This is a genomic window from Caballeronia arvi (genome assembly GCF_001544695.2).
GTDB lineage: Bacteria > Pseudomonadota > Gammaproteobacteria > Burkholderiales > Burkholderiaceae > Caballeronia > Caballeronia arvi.
In genome coordinates this window covers 15,804-35,983 of sequence record NZ_FCOM02000033.1, presented here as the reverse complement: position 1 = coordinate 35,983, position 20,180 = coordinate 15,804, and the positions used below count along the sequence as shown (strand labels likewise).

Genomic DNA, 20,180 nt, shown 5'->3' with positions numbered 1-20,180 from the left:
AGCTGTTACCGCATTGATCGCACCGCGCAGATCTTTTGGTCAAGATGATCGCCGCTGCTCACGCAAGGCTGTATCGAGCGCGACTACGGAGAAATGCAGCGTATCCCGCAGGCGGCTCGAAGGCACGGCCGCGCTCAGAACCAGTGATTCATACCGAACGAGACGCCCGTCTGTTTCTCATGCCCGGACGGATTCAGCGTTGCATTGGTCACATAGCCTCCCGTGAAATGCGTGTAGTCGATATCCGCATAAAGCAAGGTGCGTTTCGACAGCGCATAAGTGACGCCAAGAATCGAGACGTCCTTTCTGCCGCTCACGCCGTTGGTCGTGTTCTTGTTGTCGTAGTACGCGGCCGTCACGTTGAAGAACGGCGTCGCGTGATAGCGCACGCCGCCCCACATGTACTGATTGCGCGTCTTTCCCGCCATCGTCGATGGAACGGCTTGCATCACGAGTGAATAGCCGCCCATCACTTCGACGGGACCGAACGTCACGCCGCCGCCCGCGGTGTATTGATCGTTGCCGAAATACGCGCTGGACGTGGACGGCACCGGCGTCGACCGGCGTGTATAGCCGGCGCCGAAATTGAAACGCTGCGTGTGGTAGTTGAAACCGCCCGCGATCATCGAGCCGCTGGCGAGACTGCCCGGCACGCCGCCCGGCGCGTAATCCGCGCGAGCCGTCCAGGGACCGAAGTCGCCGTGGTAGTACATGGCGTTGTCGTCTCGTCCGCTGGTGCCCCCCGATATCGCTGCGGCCTCGGTCACCTGGAGGTAGTCGAGATCGAACGGCTCGAACTCCTTGATCAATCGGTGCTGCAGCGTGAACTGATGGCCGATGTCGACCCGTCCGAACGGCCCGCCGATACCGATCGTCGAATTGCGCTGGAAGATCTGATTGGTCGTACTGCTGTTTGCGCCGGTCGACAGAACGTAGCCTGCCTCCAGATTGAAGCGAACGTAGTATCCGCCGCCCAGGTCCTCGGTGCCGAGAAAGCCCCAGCGATTCGATTTGTAGACGCCGTTCGATGCCATCGTCAGCGCCGCACCGCCTGCCTTGGTGCCGTTCACGAGATTGCGCAGACCGCCATCCAGCGAGCCATATAACGTGACGTTGTTTTGTCCGTACGCGGCGCCGCTCGAAAGCCCCACCAACGTCAGTGCAGTCAGCGACCGTCTCATCCCACTTCTAACCATATCTCCTCCATTTGACATCGTTCAATTTGTGCTACGAGGATGTGCGGTGTCATCGCACTCCTCGTGTCGTCGACCATCCATCAGAAACAGATTCGGCATACTAATCGATGCATACATTGCGCGAACCGCGCACGCCCTTCCTGCTCAGTGCTGCGTATGCGTGGCCGCAGTGGATGGCGTTGCCGATGGCCGTCGCGCAGAGCACAGCAACGCGTGCAGCACGACGAGCGTTAGGCCGCCCGAGATGACCGGTTGCTGAAGCACGAGTTGCAGCATCAGCGGCATGGCGTGCATGACGTCCGGAGAGACGAAGAGTCCGCCCAGGCCGATCAGGAAAGAGAGTCCCGTCGCGATCAGCCGGCGGTCGTCCCACTCGACCTGCGCCAGAATATGCACGCCGTGCATGAAGACGACGCCGAACAGCAGCGTCGCGGCAGCCGAGATCACGGGAATCGGCACCACGACAAGCAACATGTCGAACTTGACGCAGCCGCCGAGCACGATCAGTAAGATGCCTGCCATCAGGGTCACGAAACGCGAGCCGACGCGCGTCGCGCGCAGTATGCCGATATTGTCGGGATAGGCGATCGTGCTGAAACCGCCCCACGTCGCCGCGACGACCGAGCCGAGCGCGACACCGAAAAGCCCCTCGGACATTCGGCCCGGCGTCAGCGTTTCGTTTCCCCAGTCCGCGACCGTCTGATAAAGCGCCATCGATCCCATTCCGGCCGGAATCAGCACGAGCAGAAACACCGCGACGAAGTCGGCACGCACGCCGAAACCAAACGGAAAAACGCGCGGCAAGACGACGAGCGGCGCGGCGGCCACGGCGTCGAACGAAATCGGCTGGAACAGCGTATAGGCGAGCGTGCCGAGCGCCAGGCCGAGCAGGATAGAGACGCGGCGAATCCAGCGGCCGCCCCACAGCATCGCGAACACGATGCCGCACACCGCGACCCCGCCCGCGAAAAGATTCACGCCCGGAAAGCCGGGGCTCGCGCGGTTGCCGATCCACGACGGCAGCGCGACGCTCGCGATCTGCACCATGATCAGCATCACGATCATCCCGGAGATGATCGGCACGCGCAGATGACGCGCGAACAGTCCGGCCACGCTACGCCCGCGGATCGGGACCGTAAGCAGGCACCAGATCAGCGAAGCGGCGAAGAACGAGCCGAACGCGGTGCCGAGCCCGCCGGCCTGCATATGGCCGACTGTCAACAGTGCGCCGAAGCTGCCCGCATAAGGGCCTTGCGCAATCGGCAGTCGCAGCAGGAACACCGACTGAAGGATCGTGATGATCCCGCACGCCATGAACGTCATGCCGTAGAGATACGCGATCTGCGCATCGGGCAGATGGAATGCGCGGCCGAGAATGCCGGGAAATACGAACATTCCCGTCATGCCGAAGACGTTCTGCAAGCCGAGCACGGCCAGTTGCGAAATCGGCAAGCGCTCGTTGATGCCGACATCGAAGACGCGTGCGGAGACCGCGTTCTGGCTTGAGGCGCCTGGATTCGACATATCTGAACTCAAGGTCTGTTCCATTCTGGTTTAAGCGGATCTCTGCGGGCGCGCGCGCTGACCGCGCGTCGGCAGCGTTCGTCGCGCAACGTCGTTCACTCAGTCATCGAGCGGAACGCCTCTGGTTTCGGGACCGAGCCAGATCGACACCATCCCGACGATGAACAGGAGCGAGACCGCCGCCGACGCCGCAGGGAACGAGCCGAACTTCGCGACGACGACATTGCCGGCAATCGGGCCGATGCTCGTCAGCGCACGCGCCATGTTCCAGCAGAAACCCTGGCCGGTCGCCCGCACCCGTGTCGGAAAAAGCTCGGGCAAATAGGCGGCGAAGGTGCCGAATGCGCCGATAACGAAGTATCCGTACAAGGGCATCAGCCACAGCACGCGGGCGATGTCGTGCGCCGTCATGAAGAGCACGAGCGAAATGGCGAGCGAGCCGAGCGAGAAGATGAAGTACGACATCCGCCGGCCGAGCGCGTCGAGCATCCAGATGAGCGTCAGATAGCCGAGGGTTGCGCCGATCATCATGAGGATGAACGCGTAGCTCACCGTCGAGCCGACATCGCGGTGATCCGACGCCAGCACCGACAACTGATGAACCCAGCTCGGCAGGAAGGTGAGTCCGCCCCAGCAGCCCAGCATGGCCGCCGACGCGACGAGCACGCCGACGATCGTCTTGCGGCGCAACCCCGGCGCGAAGATCGCGGCGAAGGTCTGCATGGCCGGCTCGGCGTCGACGCTTGCCCGCACTTTTACCCAGCGCTGCGGCTCCGGAACGAAGAACCGTATGAGAATCGTGACGAGCGCGGGCGCGGCGCCCATGCCGAGCACCCAGCGCCAGCCGAGGCTGCCGAGCAGCAGATTGTCGAGCGCCGCGGCGAGAAATCCGAACGCGAAGGCCATCTGCATGATCTGCATCGCGCGGGCGCGATGCCGCTCGGGCCACGACTCGGCGACGAGCGCGGCACCGGCCGCCCATTCGCCGCCGATGCCGAAGCCGGCCATCGCCTGCGCCGCCGCCAGCTGCGTCCAGGTCTGCGAGAACGCGCTCAGCAGCGTGAAGGTGGCATAGATCAGGATCGTCCATGTCATGACGCGCGAGCGGCCGAGCCGGTCGGCGGCCACACCGAACAGCACGCCGCCGATACCCCACGTCAGCAGCTTGCCCGCGATGATGTAGCTGCCGATCTTGCTGATCTGCGCCGCATCCGTGGTGTGCATCAACTGGCTCACGCTCGGCACGAGCACGAGCGTGAAGAGGTTCAGGTCCATCGAATCGAACATCCAGCCGAGGAACGCGGAAATCAGCGTCAGCCACTGATAGCGCGATAACCGGAACTTCGGCGCCGCGGCCGATGCCGCCACGCGCTCGCCTACCTCCTGCGAAGTGTCCATGCCTGCTGTCTCCTGGTCTTCTATCGTTTTAAACGACCGGACGCACTCAGTCTTGTCGGCACACGCCGATTCAATGCCGGGAGTATATGCCGTAATACAATGATATTGCAATACGGAGTATTGTCGGATTGATAAACGTACCGCTGCCTGACCGAAGGGCCACGCAAAGGGGAAGAAAGGCGGGAGAAAGCGAAAGCCGACGAGAGCTGTCGAGCGCTGAGGCGAGCGGAGAATTCGTCCTGACGTGCGGCGCTAGTCGCTCGCACGTCAGGACGACGGGAGGCTCCGTCAGTTGATGTCCGCGAGGACTTCGACGGCGAGCCGTTCGGCTTGCTGCACATGCCGCTTGCAGGCAGCGGCGGCCTGATCGGCGTCGTTGCGCATGACCGCGTCGACGATCGCCGAGATCTCGCTATAGCTTTCCTTGAGGCGTCCTTCCTGCGAGAGCGTCGTGGCGCGCAGCATCATGACCCGCGTATGCACGAGACGCAGCATCTCCGTCAGCACCGGATTGCCGGCGCCTTCGAGAATCACGTCGTAAAACTTGGCTTTCTGCTTCAGGAACAGAAGGATCGAACCGTCGGCGGTCATATCCCGGATCGCGGCGAGATCCTTCAGCGCCTGCATCAGCGCGACACGCTGATCGTTCGACGCCCGCTCGGTGAACTGATGCCCGGCCAGCGCCTCGAGCGCCGCGCGCACTTCATACAGTCCCTTCGCCTCGTTCTTCGTGATGACGGCGACGATCGGCCCCTTGTGCGGAATGATCTGCACCAGCCCTTCCGCGACCAGTTGGCTCAGCGCTTCGCGAATCAGCGTCCGGCTCACGCCCAGCATCTCGCAAAGCTCGCGTTCGATGAGCCGGTCGCCCGGCTTGAAGGTCAGATCGCTAATACAAGAGCGCAGCCCTTCGATGACCTGCTGCCGCAACGTGGCCGCCGGTCGCACTACTTGCCTGTTCGTACCCATGCCGTCCTTGACCGCCGTTTGCGTTTCTGACATTCGAATTCCCTCTCTCTTTTTCATGACCCGTAATACAATCATATTGACACGACTTCGACGCGTGTTCATACTGTCTGTGATTATACAATCGTACAACCGTCCAAACCACTGCACCAATGAGGTTTTCATGCAAGACATCACGTCATCTGAACGCAGGGCTATCGGGGCAACGATCCGCAAGGAAGTGCTCGGCACGGCGCACACGCAGCGCAACGCCGAGCCTCACTTGTTCGACGCCGTATTTCTCGAGTTCACCGAGGATTTCTGCTGGGGCAACGTCTGGAGCCGTCCCGGCCTGACGCGCTCGACACGCAGCATGCTGAACCTCGCCATGCTCGCCTCGCTCGGCCGCTGGCACGAGTTCGAAGTGCATACACGCGGTGCAGTGAACAACGGCGTGACCGAAGAAGAGATCGCCGAAGTCCTGCTGCAGGCGGGCGTGTACGCGGGCATTCCTGTGGCGGCGGAAGCGCTGCGCCGCGCCAAGGCGGTCATTCTGGAGCTCAAGGCCAAAGCCGCATGAGCAGTGCGAGCCGTTGCTGATTCGCGCGTTCGATCGTCGGGCGCGCGTGCCTATCCTGCTTTTCCCGCATACGTCATGTCTCAGTCAAGTTACTGCGAAATTCAAGCCGGCCGTATCGCCTACTCGCGCCGCGGGACGGGCCGGCCGCTGGTGCTGCTTCATCCGATCGGCGTCGACCGGAGCTGGTGGGACGAATATTCCGAGTCCTGGACCAAGTCGTACGACGTCATCGCCATCGACATGCGCGGTCACGGCGATTCGAGCGCGGTCACATCGACGATCTCGCTCGCCGACCATGCCGCCGACGTCGCCGCCGTGCTGCACAAGGAAGGCGTCGCCGGTGCCGCACTGATTGGTGTGTCGATGGGCGGAATGGTCGCCCAGCGCGTCGCCATCCAGTTTCCGGAGCTCGTCGGCGCGATGATCTTGTGCGCGACGGCCGGCGGCTTCCCCGACGACGTGCGGCCGCGTATTCGTGCGCGCGGCGACACGAACCGCCAGGGCGCGATGTCGGAAGTCATCGACGAAACCATCGGGCGCTGGTTCACGACGGACACGCCGCGCCCCGATCTCGTCGCGAAATGCCGCGCGCGCCTCGCCGCCGACGACTGGTTCAGTTGGAGCGCAAACTGGGAAGCGATTTCCCGGCTCGACAATCTGGCCGAATTGCGCGACGTGCCCAAGCCGGCGCTCGTCGTCGCGGGCGACGCCGACGCGAGCATTCCTCCGGCGGTGTCGCAAAAAATCGCCGATGCGCTGCCGGACGGCCGCTTCGTCTCGATTCCGGGCGCGGCGCATTTCGGCGCATTCGACATGCGCGAGACCTTTACGCCCGTGTTCGACGCGTTCCTGACAGGAATCGCGCAGTAAGACCCGAGCCCGCGCGGCGCAGAATCAACCAGATAAGTGGAGCACGCCCGCACGGGCCGATCGCTCCGAGGAGGCAGTATGGCAATCACCATCCGTTCGTCGTTCACCGTCGATGCGCAACCCGCCGACGTCTGGAAAACGATGACTGACATCGAGCGGTCCGCGCCGTGTTTTCCGGGCGCGGAACTCAAGGAACAGCAGCCCGACGGCAGCTACAAGGGCGGCTTCACCGTCAAGCTCGGTCCGCTCACGCTGAAGTTCGCAGGCAAATTCAAGATCGCCGATCAGAACGACGCCAACCGCACGGTCGTCGTCTCGGCGAGCGGCACCGATACCAAAGGCCGCGGCGGCGCCGACGCGCAGATCAACGCGGCCGTCACCGAAGCCGGCGCCAAGACGAAAGTCGACGTCGTCTCTGAAGTGAACCTGTCGGGCACGGTCGCGCAGTACGGTCGCGGCGCGGGGATGATCGAAGCGCTTTCGCAGCAGTTGCTCAACCAGTTCGCGAAGAATCTGACGGCGCTCATCGAGGCCGACGCGGCGCACGCCGAGCCGGTGACACACACGCTCGTCGGCGGCGATGTCCCGAACGGCGCCGCCGCTGCCGCACCGCAGGACGCCGCCGAGACCGCCGCGCCGGCGCCGCCCGCCGAGCCGCGCCGCGTGCGGCCCGCTCCCGCGCCGGTCGCGCCGCTCGATGCCGGCGCGCTGATGCGCAAGGCGATGTGGCAGTCGATCCGAAACTTCTTCGCCCGGATTTTCAGACCCGGGCAACAGCATTGACGAGGCGGCCGTCGCACCCGTGGAGCAGCCATGAAACCCAGTGAATTCCAGTATCACGCGCCGACCACCGTCGACGAAGCCGCGCGCTTGCTCGGCACGCTCGAGGATGCGCGCGTGCTCGCCGGCGGCCAGTCGCTGATGCCGATGATGAACTTCCGCTATCTGATGACGAGTCACCTGATCGACCTGAACGGTGTCGATGCACTGACGCGCATCGAGGAGCGGGACGGTCGCCTTCACATCGGCGCGATGGCGCGGCAGCGCGACATCGAACTGTCGCCGCTCGTCACGAAGCGCGCGCCGCTGATCCGCGAGGCGTATCAGCTCGTGAGCCACAAGCAGATCCGCAATCGCGGCACGCTCGGCGGCAGCCTGTGCCAGCTCGATCCGTCGTCGGAACAGCCCTGCTTCACCGCGGCGCTCGACGGCGTGCTGACGATCGCGCGTTACGAAGACGGCGCGGTGACGCATCGCGAACTGCCGATGTCCGACTGGGCGCTGATGTACATGACGCCCGCGCTCGAAGAAGGCGAACTGCTCGCCGGCATCTCGCTCGACATCTGGCCCGAAGGCCACGGCTATGCCTTCGAAGAGTTCGCGCGGCGCCACGGCGATTACGCCATCGTCGGCGTCGCGGCGCTCTGCACCGCCGATGCGCGAGGGAACATCGACCGCCTTTCGCTGACGATCTGCGGCGTCGCGCCCGGACCCGTGCGGATGCACGACGTCGAAACCGCCCTGCGCGGCCGTCCGATGGACGACAGCGCGCTGCGCATCGCAAGCGACGCCGCCCGTGCGCTCGACGTGATGACCGACGCGCACGTGAGCACCGACTACCGCCAGCATCTCGCCGGCGTCCTGACCGAAAGAGCGCTGAAACGGGCGTTCTCGCGCGTCGCAAGACACAACGTAGAGTGACTAAGGAGAGAGACATGGAGACTCGTACCGTCAGAGTCGTCGTCAACGGCACCGCTTACGAGCGCGAAGTCGAATCGCGCCGCATGCTCGGTGACTTCCTGCGTCACGACCTCGAACTCACCGGCACGCACTACGGCTGCGAGCACGGCGTGTGCGGCGCATGCACCGTGCTGATCGAAGGCCGCACCGCGCGCGCCTGCCTCACGCTCGCCGCCCAGGTGAACGGCCGGACGCTCACCACCGTCGAAGGGCTCGCCCACGCGGACGGCACGCTCAACGAGCTGCAAAAAGCCTTCACCGAAAAGCACGCGCTGCAATGCGGCTTCTGCACGCCCGGCATGCTGATGACACTGACCGAATTGCTGAACGAAACGGATTCGCCGACCGAAGCCGAAATCCGCGAAGCGATCACGGGCAATCTGTGCCGCTGCACGGGCTATCAGCCGATCGTGGCCGCGGCCTTGCTCGCCGCGCAGCGCATCCGCGATCAGCGCGCCGCCGCACCCGCGACCTACGCGACGGAGTGACACGATGGAAATCGATGATCTGAAAGGCGCGCCCACCGACCAGCGTTACATCGGCAAGCGCGTCATGCGCACCGAGGACAAAAAGCTGCTGCAAGGCCAGGGCTCCTACGTGGACGACGTGCATCTGCCGAACATGCTGCAGGCCGCCGTGCTGCGCAGCCCGCATGCGCACGCGAAAATCGTCTCGATCGACTGCACGGCTGCACGCGAGCTCAAGGGCGTACATGCCGTCTACACGCACGCGGACCTGAGCGGCCGCGCACGCGGCCGCGCGCCTTCGATGCTGCCCAACCCGGCGATCCGTTTCGAGCGCACGCAGGAACTGCTCGCGTCGACCGAAGTCACGTTCGCGGGCGAAGCGGTGGCGTTCGTCGTCGCGGACAACCGATATATCGCCGAAGACGCGTGCGGTCTGATCGAAGTCGAGTACGACACGCTGCCCGCCGTCGCCGATTGCCGCGACGGACTGCGCCCCGAGTCGCCGCTTTGCCACACCGAGGCGAAAGACAACGTCGTCGCGCATATCGAAATGGGTTTCGGCGATATCGACGCGGCCTTCACCGATGCGCCGCATGTGGTCGAGGAAACGTACTGGCAGAACCGCGGCTCCGCCCATCCGATGGAAACGCGCGGCTATCTCGCCGAATATCACGCGACCAACGGCGAGCTGACCGTCTGGTCGTCGGGACAGGCGCCGCATCACGAGAAGAAGAATCTCGTCGAGCTGCTCGAATGGGATGCCGAGAAGCTGCGCGTGCTGATGAACGACGTCGGCGGCGGCTTCGGTCCGAAGCTGCCGTTCTATCCGGAAGAGGCGCTCGTCGCGATCGCGGCGGTCGCGCTCAAGCGTCCCGTCAAATGGATCGAAGACCGGCGCGAGCACTTTCTCGCGGTCACGCAGGAGCGCGACCAGTGGTGGACCGTGCGCATCGCGCTCGAAAACGACGGCAAGATTCGCGGCGTGAAGCTCGAGATGGTGCACGACAACGGCGCGTTCCTGCCGTGGGGCATCATCACGCCGTACATCTCGATCACGACGACGCCCGGCCCTTACGTGATCCCGGCGATGGGCGCAAAGCTCGACGTCGTCTACACGAACAAGTGCGCGACCTCGCCGGTGCGCGGCGCGGGCCGCCCGCAAGCGGTGTTCGCGATGGAGCGGATTCTCGACAAGGCCGCGCGCACGCTCGGCATGGATCGCGCAGAGCTGCGCTGGCGCAATCTGATCCAGCCGGAGCAGATGCCGTATGACGCGGGCTTCATCTATCGCGACGGCAGTCCGCTGCGCTACGACAGCGGCGACTATCCGGCGACTCAGAAGGCGGCGCTCGAACGCGCGAATTACGCGGGCTTCCCTGCGCGCAAGGCCGAGGCGCGCCGCCAGGGGCGCTTCGTCGGCATCGGCATGGCGAGCTTCGTCGAAGGCACCGGCATGGGACCGTTCGAAGGCGCGACGGTGCGCGTGCAGGCGAACGGCCGCATCGTCGTGATTACGGGCGCGTCGCCGCAAGGCCAGGGCCACAAGACGACCTTCGCGCAGATCTGCGCCGAACAGCTGAACGTGCCGCTCGAAACCATCGACGTCATTACCGGCGACACGGGCGGCATCTCGATGGGCGTCGGCACGTTCGCGAGCCGCGTGACGGTGAATGCCGGCAACTCGGTCTACATTGCCGCGCAGGCCGTCGGCGAAAAGATGCTCACGCTCGCCGCCCACCTGTGGAAGTGCGAGCCCGAAGAACTGCTGCTCGTCGAAGGTCATGTCGCGCGCCGCGCGGGAATCGAACAGCGCATGAGCTATGGCCAGCTCGCGAAGATCTCGCAGGGCATGCCCGGTTTCACGATGCCGAAGGGCCTCACCGCGGGCCTCGAGGAGACGAAATACTTCTCGCCCGCGCAATCGACGTATTGCAACGGCACCGCTGTCGTCGAACTCGAAGTGGATCGCGAAACCGGTCACATCACGATCCTCAACTATGTGATGGCGCACGACTCCGGCAAGCTCATCAATCCATTGATCGTCGATGGCCAGGTGATCGGCTCGGTCGCGCATGGCATCGGCAACGCGACGCTCGAATGGATGCAGTACGACGAGAACGCACAGCCGACCACGACGAACTTCGGCGAATACCTGCTGCCGATGGCAACCGACGTACCGAACGTCGACATCGTGCATCTCGAAACGCCGTCGCCGCTGAACCCGCTCGGCGTCAAAGGCGCGGGCGAAGGCGGCACGATTCCGGCCGCGGCGGCGATCGTCGCGGCGATCGAGGACGCGCTCTCGGAATACGGCGTCGAGTTCACCGAAGCCCCGCTCGTGCCGCAACGCGTATTCCAGAAGCTCAAGGAGGCCGGCGCCTACGCTCGCTGACCGGCGCGTGCGCCCGCTCATCAGAAGTGTCGATTCCCTGTTTTCATTGACTGCATCCCTACGCCATGACGACCGAATTCAACGCAGCACTCCACGAATCCGAATACCGGATCACCCTGAACCAGCCGGACCTCGGCAACACGCTGACGCTCGACGCGATGTGCGCGCTCGCCGCCGAAATCCGCAAGGCCGGCCGCGACCCTGAGGTGAAGATCATTCGCCTCCGCGCGTCGGGCCCGGCGTTCTGCCGTGGCCGCGCGGTCGGCGCGCCGCCCGCCACGCCGCCGAGCTCCGCGCAGTTCCGCCGCAACGTCGCCGATCCGATTCTCGACGTCTACCGCGCGATGCACGAAAGCGAAGTGCCGCTCATCGCCGAAGTGCAAGGCGATGCGGAAGGCTTCGGTTGTGCGCTCGTCACCGCGTGCGACATGGCCATCGCATCGGATAACGCGCGCTTCAGCCTGCCCGAGCTGCAAAAGAACCTGCCGCCCACGCTCGTGCTGTCCGTGCTGCGCCACAAGGTGCCGCCGAAGGCGTCCGCGCATCTGGTCTATCTGACCGAGACCATCGATGCCGCGAATGCGCGCGAATGGGGCATCGTCGCGGAAGTCGTGCCGGGCGACACTTTGAGCGCACGCGCCGACGCAATGGTCGCGTCGATCTGCACGCGCGACCGCATCGCCATCGCCACGTTGAAGACGTACTTCCGTGAAATCACGATTCCCGATTTCTCGCTCGCAAGCGAAGTGGCCGGCGCATCGCTCGCGAACGCGATGACGTCGATGCGTCGCTAAAGCGTCGACGACGACCCGTCACGCCACACATTTCATCTCAAGCAACAAAGGCGCCGCGCAATGCGGCGCTTCACGGGACTTCCAGTCATGGCTGATCAAGACACCACTTCCACGGCCTCCGCGACCACGGGTTACGCGGACCTGCACGAACACATCGCGCGGCTCGACGCGGCGGGCCTGCTGTATCGGATCGACGAGCCGGTCAATAAAGACACCGAAATGCATCCGCTCGTGCGATGGCAGTTTCGCGGCGGCATTCCGGAAGCGGAACGCAAGGCGTTTCTCTTCACGAACATCGTCGACAGCAAGGGACGCAAGTACGACATTCCGGTGATCGTCGGCGGGATCGCGGCGAATCCGGAGATTTACCGGATCGGCATGAACGTGCCGTCGCTCGACGATATTGGTGACGCGTGGAACCGCGCGATCGACCATCCGGTGCCGCCGGTCGTCGTCGAAAGCGGCCCGGTGCACGACATCGTGATCGAAGGCAAGGACCTCGAAGGTCCGGGCAACGGCCTAGAATCGCTGCCGCTGCCGATCTCGACGCCAGGCTTCGACGCCGCGCCTTACATGACGATGACCGGCGTGATCTCGCGCGATCCGGAAACCGGCGTGCAGAACATGGGCACGTATCGCGGCCATCTGAAATCGGCGACGCGCCTCGGCATGATGATGCTCGTCAATCTGCGCGCGGGCGGTCTCGACCATTGGCGCAAATACGCCGAGAAGGGCGAGAAGATGCCGGTCGCGATCGTGCTCGGCGCGCCGCCCGTCGTCGCGTTTCAGGGCCCGCAGAAGCTGCGTCCGAACGTCGATGAACTCGGTGTCGCGGGCGGCCTTGCCGGTGCGCCGATCCGCGTCGTCAAGGGCCGCACCGTCGATCTGCTGGTGCCCGCCGAAGCGGAAGTCGTCGTGGAAGGTTATGTCGATCCGCAGTATCTCGAACCGGAAGGCCCGTTCGGCGAAAGCCACGGCTACGTCGCGCTCGAGGATTTCAACCTCGTGATCGAAGTGACCGCGATCACGCGACGCAAGGACGCGGTGCTGACGTCGATCATCTCGCAGGTCACGCCGTCCGAATCGAGCGTCATCAAGCGGCTCGCTTACGAACCGATGTTCCTGCGCCACCTGCGCGACCATCTCGGCATTCGCGGCATCAAGAAGGTGTCGCTGCACGAACCGCTCACGAACCTGCGCCGCTTCGTATTCCTGCAGTTCGAGCGCGGCTCGAAGCGCACGGAAGTATGGCGCGCGCTGTACGGCACGATGTCGCTGCAGGCCGCGATCGGCAAGTTCGTGATCGCCGTCGACGACGACATCGATCCGGACAACGCCGACGCCGTGTTCTGGGCGATGGGTTATCGCTGCAATCCCGTCGAGGACGTGAAGATGATTCCGTACCGCGAACCGGGCCACGGTCCGCGCTCGGACCACGCGACCGGCCTCGATTCGGCGATGCTGATCGACGCGACCATGAAGACGCCGATGCCGCCGCTCGCACTGCCGAAGAAGGAATACATGGAGAACGCGAAGCTGCTCTGGGAACGCCTCGGCTTGCCCACGCTCAAGCCGGAGTCGCCGTGGTACGGCTACTCGCTCGGCGACTGGACCGAGGAATGGGACCGCAATGCCGAGCAGGCGACGCGCGGCGAATGGATGCAGCGCGATGCGTCGTACCAGGCGCGCGGTCGCAGCGGCGTCGAGCCGAATTCCCCGGCGCGCACCTTCGAGGACGATCGTGGCAACCAATAACAGCACTCCGGAACGGATCATCGTCGGCATCACGGGCGCGTCCGGCGTGATCTACGGGATTCGCGCGCTCGAACTGCTCGCCGAGGCGGGCGTCGAGACGCATCTCGTGATCAGCAAGGCCGCCGAGCTGACGATGACCTACGAAACCGACATCCGCGCCGCCGATCTGCGTGCGCGTGCGTCGAAGTGGTATTCGGCGGGCGATATCGGCGCCGCCATTTCCTCGGGCTCGTTCAAGACGAAGGGCATGCTGATCGTGCCGTGCTCGGTGCGCTCCATGAGCGAGATCGCCACGGGCATCACGAGTTCGCTGGTCAGCCGCGCGGCCGACGTCGTCCTGAAAGAGCGCAGGCGCCTCGTGCTCGGCGTGCGTGAGACGCCGCTGCATGGCGGCCACCTGCGCACGCTCGTCCAGCTCTCCGACATGGGCGCGGTCATCGCGCCGATCGTCCCGGCTTTCTACTCGAAGCCGAAGACGATCGACGACATCGTGAATCACACGATCGGCCGCATGCTCGATCTGTTCGACATCGAAACCGGCGTGGTCAAGCGCTGGAAAGAGCAGCAGGAAGAGCGCTAGAACAGCCGCCCCGCTTTCATCAACGTCACACGCCCGCCGCATCCGGCGGCAGCAGCCCTCTTGCGATGACCATGACCGAATCCAATCCGCTTTCCCGGCTCGCCGACCCGAGCCTGTTGCGCACGCTCGCCTATGTCGACGGCGCATGGTGCGCTGCCGACGACGCCCGCACGTTCGCCGTCGACGATCCCGCCACCGGCGAGACAATCGCCGACGTCCCGCTGATGACCGGCGTCGAGACGCGCCGCGCGATCGAAGCCGGCGAGCGTGCGCAGCGCGGCTGGCGCGCGCTCACCGGCGCGCAGCGTGCCTCGGTCCTGAAGCGCTGGCACGCGCTGATGGTCGCGAACACCGACGACCTCGCGATCATCATGTCGGCCGAGCAAGGCAAGCCGGTCGCGGAAGCGAAAGGCGAGATCGGCTATGCGGCATCGTTCATCGAATGGTTTGCCGAGCAGGCCAAACGGGTCGATGGCGACGTGCTCGCATCGCCCGCCACCGACAAGCGGATGCTGGTCACGAAGGAACCGATCGGAGTCTGCGCCGCGATCACGCCGTGGAATTTCCCGGCCGCGATGATCACTCGCAAGGTTGCGCCCGCGCTCGCCGCCGGCTGCGCGATGATCGTGAAGCCGGCCGAAGCCACGCCGCTCTCGGCGCTCGCGCTGGCCGAACTCGCGCATCGCGCGGGCGTGCCGGCGGGCGTGTTCAGCGTGGTCGTCGGCGATCCGCGCGAAATCGGCGCGGAGATGACCGCCAATCCGATCGTGCGCAAGCTCTCGTTCACGGGCTCGACGCCGGTCGGCCGCTTGTTGATGAGCCAGTGCGCGCCGACGGTCAAGAAGCTTTCGCTCGAACTCGGCGGCAACGCGCCGTTCATCGTCTTCGATGACGCCGACCTCGACGCCGCGGTCGAAGGCGCGCTCGCCTCGAAGTATCGGAACGCCGGGCAAACCTGCGTCTGCACGAACCGCTTCTATGTGCAAGACGGTGTGTACGACGCCTTCGCCGATAAATTCGCGGCCGCGGTCGGCCGGATCAAGGTCGGCAACGGTTTCGAGAGCGGCGTCACGCAAGGCCCGCTCATCAACGAGGCCGCCGTCGGGAAAGTCGAAGCGCATATCGCGGACGCGGTGGCGCACGGCGCGCGCGTGATCACCGGCGGCAAGCGTCACGCAGCCGGCAAGCTCTTCTTCGAGCCGACCGTGGTGGAGGGCGTCACGGCATCGATGCGCTTCGCGACCGAGGAAACCTTCGGGCCGGTCGCCCCGCTCTTTCGCTTTCGTGACGAGCGCGAAGCCGTCGACGCGGCGAACGCCACCGAGTTCGGGCTGGCGGCCTACTTCTACAGCCGCGATATCGGCCGGATCTGGCGCGTCTCGGAGGCGCTCGAATACGGGATGGTCGGCATCAACACCGGTCTGATCTCGAACGAGGTCGCGCCGTTCGGCGGCGTCAAGCAGTCCGGTCTGGGCCGCGAAGGCTCGAAATACGGCATCGAGGAATACCTCGAACTCAAATACCTGTGCATGGGCGGCGTCTGAGCGGCACGCCCGGTCACATCGCAACGAAATCGAACAATCACCGTGATGATCCCGCTCGCCGGATCTCACACGAAGGAGCAAGAATGACATCGCCTCGCGAAATTTCGCCAAGCGCCACCGCCGATGGCGCCCCGCGCGACCTGCAGGAACACATCGCGCGCCTGGAGGCCAGGGGCTTGCTGACGCGCATCGAGCGGCCGATCAACAAGGACACGGAGCTGCATCCGCTCGCGCGCTGGCAGTTTCAGGGCGGTCTGCACGAAGATCAGCGCCGTGCGTTTCTGTTCACCAACGTGGTCGACGGCGACGGTCACGCCTATGACATTCCGGTGCTGATCGGCGGGCTGGCGGCATCGCCGGAAATCTACGCCACCGGCCTGGGACTGCCGGTCGAGCAGATCGGAAAGGCCTGGACGGGTGCGATCGCCGAGCCGGTCCCGCCGGTGATGGTCGAGCGCGCGCCCTGTCAGGAAGTGGTGATCAGCGGCGATGCGCTGAAGGAAAAGGGCCTGTCGCGGCTGCCGGTGCCGGTCTCCACGCCCGGTTTCGATGCGGCGCCCTATCTGACCGCGACGCTCTGCGTGACCAAAGACCCCGAGAACGGCGTGCAGAACATGGGCACGTACCGCGCCGCCCTGAAGTCGGAGAACCGCCTGGGTGTGCGTATGGCGAGCCGGCTGTCGGGAGCCGGGGGCTATCTCCATTGGGAGAAGTATCGCGCCAAGGGTCAGCAGATGCCCTGCGCCATCGTGCTGGGCTGCGCGCCGGCCGTGCTGTTCACCGGGCCGCAAAAGCTCCAGATCGATCAGGACGAGATGGCCGTCGCCGGCGGGCTGATGCGCGCGCCGGTCGAGGTGGTGCGCTGCAAGACCATCGATCTCGTCGTGCCCGCCGATGCCGAAATCGTGATCGAAGGCCTGATCGACACCGATGCGCTCGAGCCCGAAGGCCCGTTCGGCGAAAGCCACGGCCACATCGCGCTCGAAGACTACAACATGTCGATGCACGTCACCGCGATCACGATGAAGAAGAAGCCCGTCTTCGTTTCGATCATCAGCCAGGTGACGCCCAGCGAAAGCTCGGTGCTGAAGAAGGTGGCCTACGAGCCCTTGTACCTCGAGCATCTGAGCAAGGTGATGGGCGTGCGCGGCATCAAGCGGGTAGTGATGCACGAGCCGCTGACCAATCTGCGCAAGGTGATCTTTCTACAGTTCGCGCGCGGCACGCAGCAGGCGGAGGTCTGGCGCGGCCTGCAGGGGGCCGCGACGCTCCAGGCGCAGTGCGGCAAGCTCGTCATCGCGGTGTCCGAGGACATCAACCCGGAAAACGCCGACGCGATCTTCTGGTCGTTGGCCTATCGGGCCGACTTCACGCATGACCTGCATGTGACGCCCTATCGCACCAGCGGCCACGGGCCGAAGTCGGGCCGCGCGCCGCTCGAAAGCACGCTCCTGATCGACGCGACGCTGAAGCACGCCATGCCGCCACTGGCGCTGCCGACAGAGCCCTACATGACGGCCGCACGCAAGATCTGGGAAGAGCTGGAGCTCCCCAGCCTCACGCCGCAGCCACCGTGGCACGGCTATCACCTGGGCGACTGGGACAAGCGCTGGGACGAATACGCGGAGGCGGCCACATCCGGCGGCTGGCGCGAGACGGGGGAGCGCACGTGGGCCAACCGGCGCGGCGGCGTGAAGCCGGAAACCCCGGTGCGCGACGCGTCGGGCAGTCACGGCGAGTAAGCGCCTTCGGCAATCGCACCCGACCCGCGAGTCGTCCCACGACATGCCGACTCCGGCCATGACATCGCGCGCATGGCCGGGCGTCCGGCACGCGACACGCCGTCGGATGCAGCCCAGGCTGCCAGAGCAAAGACATTCGGAGACCGCCATGACCCAAGGAAATACCGTCGATATCGCCCAAGTCGTCGAGACGCAGGAGCGGAGCTGGTTCACCGTGACCCTGTTCGTCCTGTGCGCCCTCGTCATGCTGGCGGACGGTTTCGACAATCAGGCATTGAATTACGCCGCTCCCGGCATCATCAAGGAACTGGGCATCAACCGGGCGCTGATGACGCCCGTGTTCAACATCAGCATCGTCGGCTGGATGGCGGGTTCGGTCCTCTTCGCCATGCTGGCCGACCGCATCGGGCGGCGGCGCGCCATCCTGCTGGCGACCGTGGTGTTCGGTGGCTTCACCTTCGCCGTGCCGTTCGCCCACAATCTGGTCGAACTGTCGATCATGCGTTTCTGCGCCGCGCTCGGCATCGGCGGCGGCATGCCGATGGCGGTCTCGCTCATCACGGACTATGCCCGCTCGGCGAATCGAGGGCTGATCATCACCCTGCTCTATCTCGGCTACACGGCGGGTTCGTCCGGCGGCGGCCTGCTCGCGGCCGAGATGATTCCGGCCTATGGCTGGCGCTCGGTCTTCTATCTGGGCGGGGCCGGCGCCGTGGTGGTGGGCGTCATCCTGTTCATCGGCCTGCCGGAATCCATCCGCTATCTGGCGCTGCGCAATCCCGCCAGCAACCGAATCCTGGTCTATTCCCGCAAGCTGAAACCCAGCGCGCAATTCGCGGACGACACGCGCTTCACCATCCAGGAGCAGGTGCGCACGGGCGTGCCGGTGAAGCACCTCTTCACCGAAGGCCGTTCGGCCATGACCGCCTTTCTGTGGCTGGGGCTCGGTCTCTCCTTCGTCACTCACTTCTTCCTGTCGCAGTGGATGACGACCTTGCTGACCGATGAAATCGGCTTCGCCAACGCGGCCCGCAGCCAGGCGTTGTTTCAGCTCGGTGCCGGCTTCAGCTGCTTCTTCGGCTGGCTGATCGACAAGAAGGGCGTGCAGGTGATGACGCTAACGATGATCTTCGGCGCGATTCCCGTCGCGGCCCTCGGGCTGGCCGTCGGTACGGGCGCCGGTCTCACGATGGCGATGTCGCTCGCTTCGGGTGTGCTGGTGCTGGGCGGCAATATCGGCCTCAACGCCATCTCGAGCATGATCTATCCGACCTTCATCCGCTCGACCGCGACCGGCGCCTCCTTCGCGGTGGCGCGTATCGGCGCGATCATCGGCCCGCTACTCGCCGGGGTGCTGATCGCCATCGGAACGCCGATCGGAACGATCTTCTTTCTCGGTGCGTTGCCGTTGCTGGCGGCCGGTGTCGCCTGCTTCATGCTCAACCGGACCATCACGCCGGAAGTGGCGCGGGAGATGTCCTCGCGCTCGGCGCTGTCGCGGCACTAGCGCGTTCTTTCGAAGCACGGATTCGCGTTCGCCGGTCGCGAGCGGCGGATTCAGGGAACAACGATCTTCATGGATAGCATCGATCTCGATGTGCTCAAGGCCAGCGCCCGCTGGATTCAAGGCGGGCGTCGCGTGCTGCTCGTCACCGTCGTCAGGACGTGGGGTTCATCGCCACGGCCTGAAGGCGCCATGCTGGCGATAGGCGAGGATGGCTCGGTCGCAGGGTCGGTGTCCGGCGGCTGCATCGAGGACGATCTGATCGATCGCGTGCGGCGACTCGGCATCCGGCAGACGCGCCCGGAAGCCGTGAAGTACGGGATCTCGGCCGAGGAGGCGCATCGTTTCGGATTGCCATGCGGCGGCACGATCGAGCTGGTTCTCGAACCGCTCACGCGCGACAGCAGGATCGACGATCTGTGCCGGCGGGTGATGGCCGGCGAGGTCGTCAGGCGCTCGCTGGATATGGAGAGCGGCGAAGTGCGACTCGTGCCGGGGTCTTCGGCTGAGGGCGTGGCTTTCGACGGACGCCGGCTGCTGACCGTTCACGGCCCGCGCCATCGGATGCTCGTGATCGGCGCCGGCCAGCTTTCGCGCTATCTCTGCGAAATCGCGCTGGGACTGGACTACAAGGTCACCGTCTGCGACCCGCGCGAGGAATACAGCGACACGTGGCAGGTGCCCGGCACGACGCTCGTGCGGACCATGCCGGACGATACCGTGCTCGACATGAAACTCGATGATCGCTGCGCCGTGATCGCACTGACGCACGATCCGAAGCTCGACGACCTCGCGTTGATGGAGGCGCTGCGAACGCCTGCGTTCTACGTCGGCGCGCTCGGCTCGCGCAGGAACAACACGGCGCGACGCGAACGGCTGGAGACCCATTTCGATCTGAGCAAGGAAGAACTTGCCCGGTTGCGCGGACCGGTCGGCATCTATATCGGCAGCCGGACGCCGCCGGAGATTGCGATATCGATACTTGCCGAAGTCACCGCGGCCAAAAATGGCGTGACCTTGCCGGACGGACTGCGAATCGACGAGGCGAAATCCGCGCTCGATGTCGCCGCCAATGAGCAGACCAGTTGCATCCCAGACGGCTTTCGTCAAACCTGACTACAATCGGCTTTTTCCGTCTGTTACCGGAGG

17 protein-coding genes are annotated in these 20,180 nt (G+C 64.9%); 13 read left to right on the top strand and 4 right to left on the bottom strand.

Features of this window, described 5'->3' with window-relative positions:
• Positions 1-134: 134 nt before the first annotated feature.
• The 4 genes from AWB74_RS28150 to AWB74_RS28135 all read right to left on the bottom strand — a co-directional run bounded on the left by AWB74_RS28150 (position 135) and on the right by AWB74_RS28135 (position 5,120).
• Entirely contained in the window at positions 135-1,181 is a 1,047-nt protein-coding gene (locus tag AWB74_RS28150) for a porin (protein WP_235024698.1), read from the bottom strand.
• Between the two features lie 159 nt (positions 1,182-1,340).
• On the bottom strand, positions 1,341-2,732 hold the full coding sequence (locus AWB74_RS28145; RefSeq protein WP_235024697.1) for a uracil-xanthine permease family protein: 1,392 nt from the start codon (positions 2,730-2,732) through the stop codon (positions 1,341-1,343).
• Between the two features lie 87 nt (positions 2,733-2,819).
• Complete coding sequence (locus AWB74_RS28140; RefSeq protein WP_061149925.1) at positions 2,820-4,118, bottom strand: MFS transporter; 1,299 nt, start codon at positions 4,116-4,118, stop codon at positions 2,820-2,822.
• 288 nt (positions 4,119-4,406) lie between these two features.
• Positions 4,407-5,120 (bottom strand): GntR family transcriptional regulator, encoded by a 714-nt coding sequence (locus AWB74_RS28135; protein ID WP_061149924.1) that lies wholly within the window; start codon positions 5,118-5,120, stop codon positions 4,407-4,409.
• 127 nt (positions 5,121-5,247) lie between these two features.
• Between AWB74_RS28135 and AWB74_RS28130 the strand changes: the two genes are divergently transcribed.
• The 13 genes from AWB74_RS28130 (at position 5,248) to AWB74_RS28070 (ending at position 20,147) form a co-directional block, all read left to right on the top strand.
• On the top strand, positions 5,248-5,643 hold the full coding sequence (locus tag AWB74_RS28130) for a carboxymuconolactone decarboxylase family protein (protein WP_061149923.1): 396 nt from the start codon (positions 5,248-5,250) through the stop codon (positions 5,641-5,643).
• Between the two features lie 75 nt (positions 5,644-5,718).
• A complete protein-coding gene (locus AWB74_RS28125) occupies positions 5,719-6,513 on the top strand; it encodes an alpha/beta fold hydrolase (protein WP_061149922.1) in 795 nt (264 codons plus the stop codon).
• A 78-nt stretch (positions 6,514-6,591) separates the two neighbouring features.
• Positions 6,592-7,296 carry an SRPBCC family protein gene (locus AWB74_RS28120; protein ID WP_087039226.1) on the top strand — a complete coding sequence of 235 codons (705 nt, stop codon included), beginning with the start codon at positions 6,592-6,594 and terminating at the stop codon, positions 7,294-7,296.
• A gap of 30 nt (positions 7,297-7,326) precedes the next feature.
• Positions 7,327-8,214 carry an FAD binding domain-containing protein gene (locus AWB74_RS28115; protein ID WP_061149921.1) on the top strand — a complete coding sequence of 296 codons (888 nt, stop codon included), beginning with the start codon at positions 7,327-7,329 and terminating at the stop codon, positions 8,212-8,214.
• Positions 8,215-8,228: 14 nt separating this feature from the next.
• Positions 8,229-8,741 carry a (2Fe-2S)-binding protein gene (locus AWB74_RS28110; protein WP_061149920.1) on the top strand — a complete coding sequence of 171 codons (513 nt, stop codon included), beginning with the start codon at positions 8,229-8,231 and terminating at the stop codon, positions 8,739-8,741.
• Positions 8,742-8,745: 4 nt separating this feature from the next.
• Positions 8,746-11,112 (top strand): xanthine dehydrogenase family protein molybdopterin-binding subunit, encoded by a 2,367-nt coding sequence (locus AWB74_RS28105; RefSeq protein WP_061149919.1) that lies wholly within the window; start codon positions 8,746-8,748, stop codon positions 11,110-11,112.
• Between the two features lie 65 nt (positions 11,113-11,177).
• Positions 11,178-11,906: an enoyl-CoA hydratase/isomerase family protein gene (locus AWB74_RS28100; RefSeq protein WP_061149918.1), complete on the top strand. Its 729-nt coding sequence runs from the start codon at positions 11,178-11,180 to the stop codon at positions 11,904-11,906.
• 87 nt (positions 11,907-11,993) lie between these two features.
• Positions 11,994-13,661 carry a UbiD family decarboxylase gene (locus AWB74_RS28095; RefSeq protein ID WP_061149917.1) on the top strand — a complete coding sequence of 556 codons (1,668 nt, stop codon included), beginning with the start codon at positions 11,994-11,996 and terminating at the stop codon, positions 13,659-13,661.
• Positions 13,648-14,241: a UbiX family flavin prenyltransferase gene (locus AWB74_RS28090; protein ID WP_061149916.1), complete on the top strand. Its 594-nt coding sequence runs from the start codon at positions 13,648-13,650 to the stop codon at positions 14,239-14,241. The genes AWB74_RS28095 and AWB74_RS28090 overlap by 14 nt, the downstream gene beginning before the upstream one ends.
• A 71-nt stretch (positions 14,242-14,312) precedes the next feature.
• Positions 14,313-15,785, top strand: a complete 1,473-nt coding sequence (locus AWB74_RS28085; protein WP_061149968.1) for an NAD-dependent succinate-semialdehyde dehydrogenase — start codon at positions 14,313-14,315, stop codon at positions 15,783-15,785.
• Between the two features lie 83 nt (positions 15,786-15,868).
• The gene (locus AWB74_RS28080; protein ID WP_061149915.1) at positions 15,869-17,527 is read left to right on the top strand and encodes a UbiD family decarboxylase; all 1,659 of its coding nucleotides are present in this window, start codon (positions 15,869-15,871) and stop codon (positions 17,525-17,527) included.
• Positions 17,528-17,675: 148 nt separating this feature from the next.
• On the top strand, positions 17,676-19,034 hold the full coding sequence (locus tag AWB74_RS28075; protein ID WP_061149914.1) for an MFS transporter: 1,359 nt from the start codon (positions 17,676-17,678) through the stop codon (positions 19,032-19,034).
• Between the two features lie 69 nt (positions 19,035-19,103).
• Positions 19,104-20,147, top strand: coding sequence for an XdhC family protein (locus AWB74_RS28070; protein WP_061149913.1), 1,044 nt, complete (start codon positions 19,104-19,106; stop codon positions 20,145-20,147).
• The last annotated feature ends 33 nt before the right edge of the window (positions 20,148-20,180 follow it).

Excerpts from the sequence above, each read along its gene's own strand:
- AWB74_RS28125 (WP_061149922.1), top strand. The coding sequence starts at position 5,719 with ATGTCTCAGTCAAGTTACTGCGAAATTCAAGCCGGCCGTATCGCCTAC.
- AWB74_RS28070 (WP_061149913.1), top strand. The coding sequence starts at position 19,104 with ATGGATAGCATCGATCTCGATGTGCTCAAGGCCAGCGCCCGCTGGATT.
- AWB74_RS28080 (WP_061149915.1), top strand. The coding sequence starts at position 15,869 with ATGACATCGCCTCGCGAAATTTCGCCAAGCGCCACCGCCGATGGCGCC.
- AWB74_RS28135 (WP_061149924.1), bottom strand. The coding sequence starts at position 5,120 with ATGTCAGAAACGCAAACGGCGGTCAAGGACGGCATGGGTACGAACAGG.
- AWB74_RS28100 (WP_061149918.1), top strand. The coding sequence starts at position 11,178 with ATGACGACCGAATTCAACGCAGCACTCCACGAATCCGAATACCGGATC.
- AWB74_RS28085 (WP_061149968.1), top strand. The coding sequence starts at position 14,313 with ATGACCGAATCCAATCCGCTTTCCCGGCTCGCCGACCCGAGCCTGTTG.
- AWB74_RS28075 (WP_061149914.1), top strand. The coding sequence starts at position 17,676 with ATGACCCAAGGAAATACCGTCGATATCGCCCAAGTCGTCGAGACGCAG.
- AWB74_RS28120 (WP_087039226.1), top strand. The coding sequence starts at position 6,592 with ATGGCAATCACCATCCGTTCGTCGTTCACCGTCGATGCGCAACCCGCC.
- AWB74_RS28130 (WP_061149923.1), top strand. The coding sequence starts at position 5,248 with ATGCAAGACATCACGTCATCTGAACGCAGGGCTATCGGGGCAACGATC.
- AWB74_RS28140 (WP_061149925.1), bottom strand. The coding sequence starts at position 4,118 with ATGGACACTTCGCAGGAGGTAGGCGAGCGCGTGGCGGCATCGGCCGCG.
- AWB74_RS28110 (WP_061149920.1), top strand. The coding sequence starts at position 8,229 with ATGGAGACTCGTACCGTCAGAGTCGTCGTCAACGGCACCGCTTACGAG.
- AWB74_RS28105 (WP_061149919.1), top strand. The coding sequence starts at position 8,746 with ATGGAAATCGATGATCTGAAAGGCGCGCCCACCGACCAGCGTTACATC.
- AWB74_RS28095 (WP_061149917.1), top strand. The coding sequence starts at position 11,994 with ATGGCTGATCAAGACACCACTTCCACGGCCTCCGCGACCACGGGTTAC.
- AWB74_RS28150 (WP_235024698.1), bottom strand. The coding sequence starts at position 1,181 with ATGAGACGGTCGCTGACTGCACTGACGTTGGTGGGGCTTTCGAGCGGC.
- AWB74_RS28115 (WP_061149921.1), top strand. The coding sequence starts at position 7,327 with ATGAAACCCAGTGAATTCCAGTATCACGCGCCGACCACCGTCGACGAA.